Origin of the sequence: Pseudonocardia sp. EV170527-09, from assembly GCF_008369905.1 — a bacterium.
In the GTDB taxonomy this organism is placed as follows: Bacteria; Actinomycetota; Actinomycetes; order Mycobacteriales; family Pseudonocardiaceae; genus Pseudonocardia.
In genome coordinates this window covers 1-9,767 of the sequence record NZ_VRMC01000130.1, presented here as the reverse complement: position 1 = coordinate 9,767, position 9,767 = coordinate 1, and the positions used below count along the sequence as shown (strand labels likewise).

General features: G+C 77.3%; 3 protein-coding genes and 2 pseudogenes. 4 read left to right on the top strand and 1 reads right to left on the bottom strand.

The features are described 5' to 3' along the window. Window positions 1-217: sigma factor-like helix-turn-helix DNA-binding protein (locus tag FVA95_RS26120; protein ID WP_193564260.1), on the bottom strand; the 217-nt coding region annotated here is incomplete at its 3' end. On the opposite strand from FVA95_RS26120, the pseudogene FVA95_RS32260 reads away from it, so the two are divergent. The 4 genes and pseudogenes from FVA95_RS32260 to FVA95_RS26100 all read left to right on the top strand — a co-directional run. Further along, window positions 176-3,841 (top strand): annotated as a pseudogene (locus FVA95_RS32260) (AMP-binding protein); the annotation flags it as partial. The gene FVA95_RS26120 and the pseudogene FVA95_RS32260 sit on opposite strands and share 42 nt — an antisense overlap. Next, window positions 3,784-6,876 carry a type I polyketide synthase gene (locus tag FVA95_RS33275; protein ID WP_149666498.1) on the top strand — a complete coding sequence of 1,031 codons (3,093 nt, stop codon included), beginning with the start codon at window positions 3,784-3,786 and terminating at the stop codon, window positions 6,874-6,876. The pseudogene FVA95_RS32260 and the gene FVA95_RS33275, both read left to right, overlap by 58 nt. After that, entirely contained in the window at window positions 6,813-8,030 is a 1,218-nt protein-coding gene (locus tag FVA95_RS26105; protein ID WP_167306430.1) for a beta-ketoacyl reductase, read from the top strand. The genes FVA95_RS33275 and FVA95_RS26105 overlap by 64 nt, the downstream gene beginning before the upstream one ends. Before the next feature lie 153 nt (window positions 8,031-8,183). After that, window positions 8,184-9,545, top strand: a pseudogene (locus FVA95_RS26100) (beta-ketoacyl synthase N-terminal-like domain-containing protein); the annotation flags it as partial. Window positions 9,546-9,767: the final 222 nt, after the last annotated feature.

Sequence of the window (9,767 nt, the reverse complement as noted above, 5' to 3'; positions counted from 1 at the left end):
TCCGCGGGAACTGCGCCAACAGAGCCCGCACCTGCGGCTCGACCGCATCAGCCAGCGAACCCCGCGGGCCCCGTTCCCGCCGCGGTGGGCCCGGCGCCCGCAGCGCCGAACGCACCGTGTTCCGCGCGACTCCCAGCCGGCGGGAGATCTCCTTGATCGGGACACCCTCCGCCCGATGCAGACGACGGATCTCGGACCAGTCCTCCACCGACAACACCCCCTCAGCGTCGCCCAGAAGGGGTCAATCCCAATCCGACGTCAGGGGGTCAGTCTCAGGCCGTCGTCGACACCGGTCCCGTCGCACCTACCGTCACGCCGGATCTCGACCCAGGGAGACGGCATGTTGCGCACAGAGCTGATCCGGCCGCTGCACGAGCTGGTCGCCGGACACGCCTCGGAGCGGGGCGACACGGTCGCCTTCGCCGACCGGGTCCGGTCGGTGACCTACGCCGAGCTGCACGTGCGCACGGGCCGGCTCGCCGGGCACCTGGCGGCCCTGCGGCTGCATCCCGGCGACCGGGCGGTGATCCTGCAGGGCAACGCGGTCGAGGTGGTCGAGAGCTATCTGGCGGTGCTGCGCGCGTCCGGCGTCGCGGTGCCCTGCAACCCGGCCGGGTCCGCCGACGAGCTCGCGCACGTCCTCGACGACAGCGGGGCCCGGGTCGTGCTCACCGACCCGGCCCACCTGGAGCAGGTGCTCGGCCTGCTGCCCGGTCGGCCCTCGGTGACGGTGCTCGTGACCGGGGACGGGCCGTTGCCGCGGGGGGTGCACGGCTACGAGCGCCTCGCCCGGACCGAGCCCCCGCAGCCCGCCCGCGACGACCAGGACCTCGACGACGTCGCGTTCATGCTCTACACCTCGGGCACCACCGGCAGTCCCAAGGGCGTGCTGTCCACCCAGCGCAGCTGCCTGTGGTCGGTGGCGGCCTGCTACGCGCCGATCGTCGGGCTGGCCGCGGGGGACCGGGTGCTGTGGCCGCTCCCGCTGCACCACAGCCTCGCCCACGTGCTGTGCGTGGTCGGGGTGACCGCGGTCGGCGCGACGGCCCGGCTGATGGAGGCCTTCGACCCGCACGACGTCCTCGCCGAGCTGCGCGCGGGCTCCTACACCTTCCTGGCCGGGGTCCCCGCGATGTACCACCGGCTCGTCGCCGAGGCCCGCGCCGCGGGCGGGGGGCCGAACAGCCTCACCCGTGCCCTCACCGCGGGCTCCATCTGCCCCGGCCCGCTGCGGACCGCGTTCGAGCAGACCTTCGGGGCCCCGCTGCTCGACGGCTACGGCAGCACGGAGACCTGCGGTCTGATGGCGGTCAACTGGCCGACCGGGGCCACCGTCGACGGGTCCTGCGGACTGCCGGTGCCCGGCGTCGCACTGCGCCTGGTCGGCGACGACGGCCGTGACGTCGACGCCGGCGCGGAGGGTGAGGTGTGGGTCCGCGGACCGAACCTCATGGTCGGCTACCACGGCCGCCCGGACGCGACCGCCGAGGCGATGCCCGGCGGCTGGTACCGGACCGGTGACCTGGGCCGGTTCGACGAGGCCGGGTACCTCACCATCACCGGCCGTACCCGCGAGCTGATCATCCGCAGTGGTGAGAACGTGCACCCCGCCGAGATCGAGGACGTGCTGCTCGGCGTGCCGGGCGTGGCCGACGCCGCCGTCACCGGCCGCCCGCACGAGGTGCAGGGCGAGGTCCCCGTCGCGTTCGTCGTCGCCGGACCCGGTGGTGTCGACCCCGACGCCGCCCTCGCCGCGTGCCGGGAGCGGCTGGCGGCGTTCAAGGTGCCCGAGGAGCTGTTCGAGATCGACCGGGTGCCGCGCACCTCGTCGGGCAAGATCACCCGTCACCTGCTGCTCGACGGCCCGGCCCGGCTGCGCGCCACCGCGGGCGGCCGGTACCGCACGGTGCTGCGGACGTCGTGGACACCGTTGCCGTCCACCCGCACCGGGGTGTGCGAGCTGCCGCGCCGCTGGTCGGCGGCCGGTGGGGCCCCGGCCGACCTGCACGGGATCGCCGGGGTGCTCGACGCGCTCGACGTCGACCGCGACGCCGAGGAACCGGAGATCACCGTGCTGGCCGCCGTCGTGCCCCCGGCGCCTGGTCGTGGCCTTCCCGACGCGGCGTCCGTGGCGGCGGCGACCCGCGACGCCGACGCGCGTTGCCGTGCACTGCTCGCCGGTCCCGGCCGGGTCGTGGCCGTGACCGTCGGCGCGGTCGACCCCGGCGGCGACCCGGGTTCCCCCGACCCGGCGGCCGCCGCAGTGTGGGGCGGGCTGGCCGCGCTGCAGGCCGAGCACCCCGACCGGCTCGTCCTGCTCGACACCGACGGCACGCCCGCCTCGGCCGACGCGCTCGCCCTGGCCGTCGGCACCGACGAGCCGCGGCTGGCGCTGCGCGAGGGGGTCGCCCTGGTCCCGCGGCTGGCCCCGGCCGGCCCGCCCGCCGAGGGCACGGCGGCCCCCGACCCCGACCCGCGAGGCGCGGTCGCCGTCGCCGGGGCACCCGGCCCGCGCACCGCGGCACTGGTCCGCCACCTGGTCCGCGGCCACCGCCTCGGCCAGGTCCTGCTGTGCGGACCCGGCGGGCTCGGTGACCCCGCGATCGCCCGGCTCGCCGGGGAGCTGGACGACCTCGGCGCGGCCTGCGTGGTGCACGACACCGACCCGGCCGACCCCGATGCGCTCGCCGCCGCCCTGGCGTCCGCACCGCGGCCGGTGACCGTGCTGGTGCACGCCGACGGCGAACGGGGTGCCGACCTCGACGCGGTGCTGGCGGGCGCACTGCACTGCGACCGTGCCTCCCGGTCGGCCGCGCGGGCGCCGGCGCTGGTCCTCACCGGGACCGTGCGGGGTGCGCTCGGCTCGGCCGGGTGCGGCGCGGAGTCGGCGGCCGCGGCGTTCCTGTCCGCGCTCGCCGCGGCCCGGGTCCGCGACGGTCTCGCCGGTTGCGTCCTGGCCTGGGGCGACCCGGAACCGGAGCTGCCGCCGGCGGCCGGGGTGGGCGCCGTCGCGCTCGAGGAGGTCGCCGCCGCGGCCGACGTGGCGTTGCCCGCCCGCGCCGACGCCGTCGTCGTCCGGCTGGAGGCGACCGGAACGGGAACACCCGGGCCGGTCCCGGTGCTGTTGCGCGGCCTGCTCGAGACCGTCGCGGCCGCGGGCCCCTCGGACCCGGTGCGCGACGCCCTGCGCGCACGGGTGGAGCCGCTGGACGAGGCCGGGCGCACCGCGGCGTTCACCGCGATCGTGCGCACGGCGCTGGCCGAGACGCTGGGCGTCGACGTGCCGGAGTCACGGGACGGGCGCGCGTTCCGCGAGGCCGGCCTGAACTCGGTGGGTGCGGTGCAGCTGCGCAACCGGCTGGCCGCGGCCACCGGGCTGGAGCTGTCCGCGGCGGTCGCCTTCGACCACCCGACCCCGGCGGCGCTGGCCGCGTTCCTGCGGGCCGGGGTCCTGGGCGAGACAGCGCCGTCACGGCGTGCGCTCCCGGCGCGGCCGCCGTCGGACGACGACCCGGTGGTGCTGGTCGGGACGGCCTGCCGGTACCCGGGCGGGATCGCCTCGCCGGAGGACCTGTGGCGGGTCCTCGACGCCGGCGGGCACGTGATGGGCCCGTTCCCGGACGACCGGGGCTGGGACCTGGCCGCGCTGGCCGGTGGGGCGAGCGCGACCCGGGAGGGCGGGTTCCTGTCCGGCGCCGCCGACTTCGACGCCGCCTTCTTCGGCATCTCGCCGCGAGAGGCCCTGGCCAGCGATCCCCAGCAGCGGCTGCTCCTCGAGAGCGCCTGGGAGCTGTTCGAACGTGCCGGGATCGCCCCGGACTCGCTGCACGGCACGCGGACCGGTGTGTTCGCCGGGGTGATGTACCACGACTACGGCAGCGGGCACGCCGGTCCGCCGCAGGGCACCGAGGCGCACTGGGGCGTCGCGGAACGGCGGGCAGCGTCGTCTCCGGCCGGATCGCCTACCAGCTCGGGCTGGAGGGGCCGGCGATCACGGTGGACACGGCGTGCTCGTCGTCGCTGGTGGCGCTGCACCTGGCGGCGCAGAGCCTGCGGGCGGGGGAGTGCGACCTGGCCGTCGCGGGCGGCGTCACCGTGATGGCGACGCCGGGCAGCTTCGTCGAGTTCACCCGCCAGGGCGGGCTCGCCCCGGACGGGCGGTGCAAGCCGTTCGCCGAGGCCGCGGACGGCACCGCGTGGTCGGAGGGGGTCGGGCTGTTGCTGCTGGAGCGGCAGTCCGACGCCCGCCGCAACGGTCACGAGGTCCTCGCGGTGCTGCGGGGGTCCGCGGTGAACTCCGACGGCGCGTCCAACGGGCTGACCGCCCCGAACGGGCCGTCCCAGCAGCGGGTGATCGACGCGGCGCTGGCCGCCGCCGGGCTCGGCCCGGACGACGTCGACGTCGTGCAGGCCCACGGCACCGGCACCACGCTGGGGGACCCGATCGAGGCCGAGGCGCTGCGCGCCGCCTACGGCGACCGGTCGGAGGAGCTGCTGCTGGGCTCGGTCAAGGCCAACCTGGGCCACACCCAGGCCGCCGCCGGGGCCGCCGGGGTGATCGCGATGGTGCAGGCCATGCGGCACGGGATCGTGCCCGCGACCCCCGGGGTGGACGCACCGTCGTCCGCCGTGGACTGGGCGGCCGGACCGGTGCGGTTGGTGACCGCCGCCGAGAAGTGGCCGGACCGCGACCGTCCGCGCCGGGCCGCGGTGTCGGCGTTCGGGATCAGCGGGACCAACGCCCACGTCGTGCTGGAGCAGGCCCCCGACAGCGGGACCGACCCGGCACGGGAGCCGGCGGGCACCGAGGCGTGGTTCGTCTCGGCCGCCACCCCCGAGGCGCTCGACGCCCACGTCGGCCGGATCACGGCGGTGTCGGGCGGGCTCCCGCGCGGCGACGTCGCGCACGCGCTGGTGCACGGCCGGTCCCGGTTCGAGCACCGCGCGGTGCTGCTCGCCACCGACTCCGGGGTGCGGGAGGTCGCGCGGGGGCGGGCCGTGCCACGGCGGGTCGCGGTGCTGTTCTCCGGCCAGGGCACCCAGCGTCCGGGGATGGGGCGGGAGCTGTACGGGCGCTTCCCCGCCTTCGCCGAGGCGTTCGACGAGGTGCTGGGCCACCTCCGCCCGGGGCTGCGCGAGATCGTGTGGGGCGACGACGCGGACCGGCTCGCCCGTACCGGCACCGCCCAGCCCGCCCTGTTCGCGTTCCACGTCGCGGCGGCCGCGCTGCTGCGGTCGTGGGGGGTGACACCGGCGCTGACCGGCGGACACTCGATCGGCGCGCTCGCCGCGGCGCATCTGGCCGGGGTGCTGGACCTGGCCTCGGCCGCCCGGCTGGTCACCGCACGCGGCGAGCTGATGGAGGCACTGCCCGGCGGCGGCGCGATGGTCGCGGTGGAGGCGGGCGAGGACGAGGTCGCCGCCCACCTGGGACCCGAGGTGGCGCTGGCCGCGGTGAACGGCCCGTCGGCCGTCGTGCTGTCCGGGGCCGCCGACGCCGTCGACGCGGTCGCGGCGTCGTTCTCCGCCCGCGGCCGCAGGACTGGCCGTTTCCCGGTCTCCCATGCGTTCCACTCGCACCTGATGGAACCGATCAGCGTGCCGCTCCGCGAGGTGCTCGACGGGCTCGACCTGACGCCTGCGCGGATCCCGGTCCTGTCCGACGTGACCGGTACGGTCGTCGACCCGGCGGCGCCCGCCGACCCGGACTACTGGGTCCGGCACGCCCGCGGCACGGTGCGGTTCGCCGGCCTGGTGGCGGCCGCGGCCCAGGCCGGGGTGGACACCGTCGTGGAGCTCGGCCCGGACGCCACGCTGTCCGGTCTGGTGCCCGACGCGCTGCCCGTGCACGGCGACGTGCTGGTCACCCCGCTGTGCCGGGACGGCCGGTCCGAGGTGGACACCGCCCTGACCGCGGCGGCCCGGCTGCACGTCGCGGGCGCCGCGGTGCGCCCCGCGGCGCTGGTGCCGGGGTCCGGGGCGCCGGTGCCGGAGCTGCCGACCTACCCGTTCGACCGTCGCCGGTTCTGGCCCGAACCGCCGGCCGGCCGGGCGGGCGGGGTCCCCGAGGTCCCTGCGCTGTGCGAGGAGTGGGTACCGCTGCAGAACCCGCCGTCGGTCCCGGAGCGGGTCCTGGTGGTCGTCGACGGCGGGCGTCCCGCCGCCGCCCTGACCGCGGTGGGCGCGTCGGTCGGGTTCCTGGACGCGACCGGTCTCGACCGCGCCGCGCTGGCCGCGGCGTTGGCGGACGCCGCGACCGATCCGCCGGACGTCGTGCTGTCGCTGCCCGTCGGGGACACGGCCGAGACAACCGGGAGAGCCGACACGGCCGACACGGACGAGACGGACGACACGGCAGGCGGGGAGGTCCCCGCCTCGCTGCTGCGCCGGGTGACCCTGGCCGGTGCGCTCGCCGACGCCGGGGTGCCCGCCCCGCTGTGGTGTGCGACGACCGGGGCCGTACCGGTGGGGTCCGCGGAAGACACCGCGGTCGCCGACCCGGAGCAGTGCGCCGTCTGGGGATGGGGTCGTTCGGCCGCGCTGGAGGACCGGCCGTCCTGGGGCGGCCTGGTCGACCTGCCCGCCGAGCCCGGCCCGGCGACGGTCGCGGCACTCGCCTCCGTCCTGACCGGCGCGTCCGGCGAGGACCAGGTCGCGATCCGGGACGGTGCCGCCTTCGGCAGGCGGCTGGTCCCCGCTCCGACCGGGGATCGGGCGACTCCGGTGTTCCGGGACACCGTGCTGGTCACCGGCGGCACCGGGGGCTCGGCGCGCACGTCGCCCGGCACGTCGTCCGTCGCGGCGCGGCGCACGTGGTCCTGGCCGGCCGCCGCGGCGAGGCCGCCCCCGGCGTGGCCGCGCTGGTGGCCGAGCTGACCGAGGCCGGGGCCCGGGTCACCGTCGCCGCCTGCGACTGCGCGGATGCCGCGGCGCTGCGGGCCGTCGTCGAGGCCGTACCGGCCGACCTGCCGCTGCGCGCGGTCGTGCACGCGGCCGGGGTCGACACCGGTGACGCCGCCGCCCCGGACCTGACCGCCGGGGGGCTCGCCGAGCTGTTCGGGCCCAAGGTCGGCGGTGCCCGCGCGCTGCGGGAGGTCACCGCCGACGCCCCGCTGGAGGTGGTGGTGCTGTTCTCCTCCGCTGCCGCCACCTGGGGCGGTGCCGGGCAGGCCGGGTACGCGGCCGCGAACGCCCAGCTCGACGGCATGGCCCGGGCCTGGCGGGACACCGGTGTCCCGGTCGTGTCGCTGGCCTGGGGACCGTGGGCCGGGCAGGGTCTCGCGGGCCGCGACGGCGTCGCCGACCGGATGCGCCGTCAGGGTCTGCTGCCGCTGGACCCGCGGGCCGCGATGGCCGCGCTCGACGCCGCGCTCAGCGGTGGGCAGGCCGTGCGCACCGTCGTCGACGTCGACTGGGAGCGGTTCGCCCCCGGGTTCACCGCGGTCCGCCCGAGCCCGTTGCTGGCCGGGGTACCGGACGCGGCGCGGGCGCTCGCCCCGCCGGAGCCGACCGGCCCCGGACCGGCCGCACTGCCCGCGGTGCAACGCCCGGCGGCGGTGCTGGACCTCGTGCGCCGCGAGGTCGCGGCGGTCCTCGGTCACCCCGGCCCGGCCGACGTCGACCCGGACCGGTCGTTCCGCGACCAGGGCTTCGACTCGATGGCGGCGGTGGAGCTGCGCGACCGGCTGCGGGCCCGCACCGGGCTGCCGCTGGCCACGGCCCTGGTGTTCGACCACCCGACCCCGAAAGCGGTCACCGCGCACCTGGTCGCGGCACTCGCCCCGGCGTCGGAGCCGGACCCGTCGCCCGCGGCGGCGGTGGATCGGCTGGAGTCGGCGCTCGCGGCGGGTCTGCCCGACCCGGCCGAGCGAGCCCCGCTCGAACGTCGGCTCGCCGCGGTGCTGGACCGGCTGCGTGCCGGGGACCGGGCCTACGGCCGGGACGGCGCGCCCGCGACCGGTGGCCCCGACGACGACATCAGGACCGCCGACGTCGACGACCTGCTCGACATCATCGACGCCCAACTCTGACCGGGGCCCGACCCCATCCCGGCGACCGGCAGGAATCGAGGAGCAGCAGTGCAGGACGAGCAGCAGGACAAGGTCGTCGACCGGCTCCGGCGGGTCGCCGTGGATCTGCGCCGCACCCGCGAGCGGGTGGCGGAGCTGGAGGCGCAGCGCACCGAGCCGCTCGCGATCGTCGGGACCGGCTGCCGGTTCCCCGGCGGTGTCTCCTCCCCGCAGGAGCTGTGGGAGCTGGTCGCCTCCGGCACCGACGCCACCTCGGCGTTCCCCACCGACCGAGGCTGGGACCTGGGCGCGCCGGAGCTCGACGGGGTCTCCACCCGTGGCGGCTTCCTGGACGACGTCGCCGGATTCGACGCGGCCCTGTTCGGCATCTCGCCCCGCGAGGCCCTGGGCATGGACCCGCAGCAGCGGCTGCTGCTGGAGGTCACCTGGGAGGCGTGGGAACGGGCCGGCCTGGACCCGGTCGGGTTGCGCGGCACCGCCACCGGGGTGTTCGTCGGCACGAACGGGCAGGACTACGCCGCGTTGCTCGGCGACGACGAGGGGCACGCCGACACCGGCCTGGTGGCCAGCGTCCTGTCCGGCCGGCTGTCCTACACCTTCGGGCTGGAGGGTCCGGCCGTCACCGTCGACACGGCGTGCTCGTCGTCGTTGGTGGCGCTGCATCTGGCCGCGCAGGCGCTGCGTGCGGGGGAGTGCGATCTCGCCGTCGCCGGCGGTGTCACGGTCCTGTCGACCCCGCACGCGTTCGCCGAGTTCGCCCGTCAGGGCGGCCTGTCCTCCGACGGCCGGTGCAAGGCGTTCTCCGACGACGCCGACGGTGTGGCCTGGTCCGAGGGCGTCGGCATGATCGTGCTGGAGCGGCTGTCGGACGCCCGGCGCCTCGGACACGACGTGCTGGCCGTGGTGCGCGGGTCGGCGGTGAACCAGGACGGCGCGTCGAACGGGCTGACCGCGCCGAACGGCCCGTCGCAGCGGCGGGTGATCCGCTCCGCGCTGGCCGCGGCCGGGCTGGGCCCGGGCGAGGTCGACGTGGTCGAGGCGCACGGCACCGGCACCGCGCTGGGCGACCCGATCGAGGCCCAGGCGCTGCTGGACACCTACGGCGCCCCCGGCCGCGAGACCCCGCTGCTGCTGGGGTCGGTGAAGTCGAACATCGGGCACACCCAGGCCGCCGCCGGTGTGGCCGGGGTGATCAAGATGATCGAGGCGATGCGCCGGGGGGTCGTGCCCGCGACCCTGCACGCGGACACCCCGTCGTCACACGTCGACTGGTCCGCGGGCGCCGTCACGCTGGTGTCGGAGGAGACCGCCTGGCCGCAGACCGGTCACGCCCGCCGGTCCGCGGTGTCGTCGTTCGGGGTGTCCGGGACGAACGCGCACGTCGTCCTGGAGCTCCCCGAGCCCGAGCCCGCTGCCGAGCCGGAGCCGGCCCCGGCACCGCCCGCGACCGCGGTGTGGCCGGTGTCCGCGCGCACCGCGGCCGCGCTCGACGGGCAGGTCGCCCGGGTGTGGGCCTGTGCAACGAACGGTGGTTCCGGCCCGACACGCCGGACCTCAGCGTCCGGCGGGATGGGCACTGTGAGTGATGACATCAGACCCTATGGGCTCTGCTGAGAACGAGACGGGTTCGGGTCGGCGGTTCTCGCCCGAGCAGGCCGCCGCAGCGGCGATGGTGGCCGACGCCCGAGCGCGGGGGCTGGAACTGACCGGCCCGGACGGCTTGTTGAAGCTGTTCAC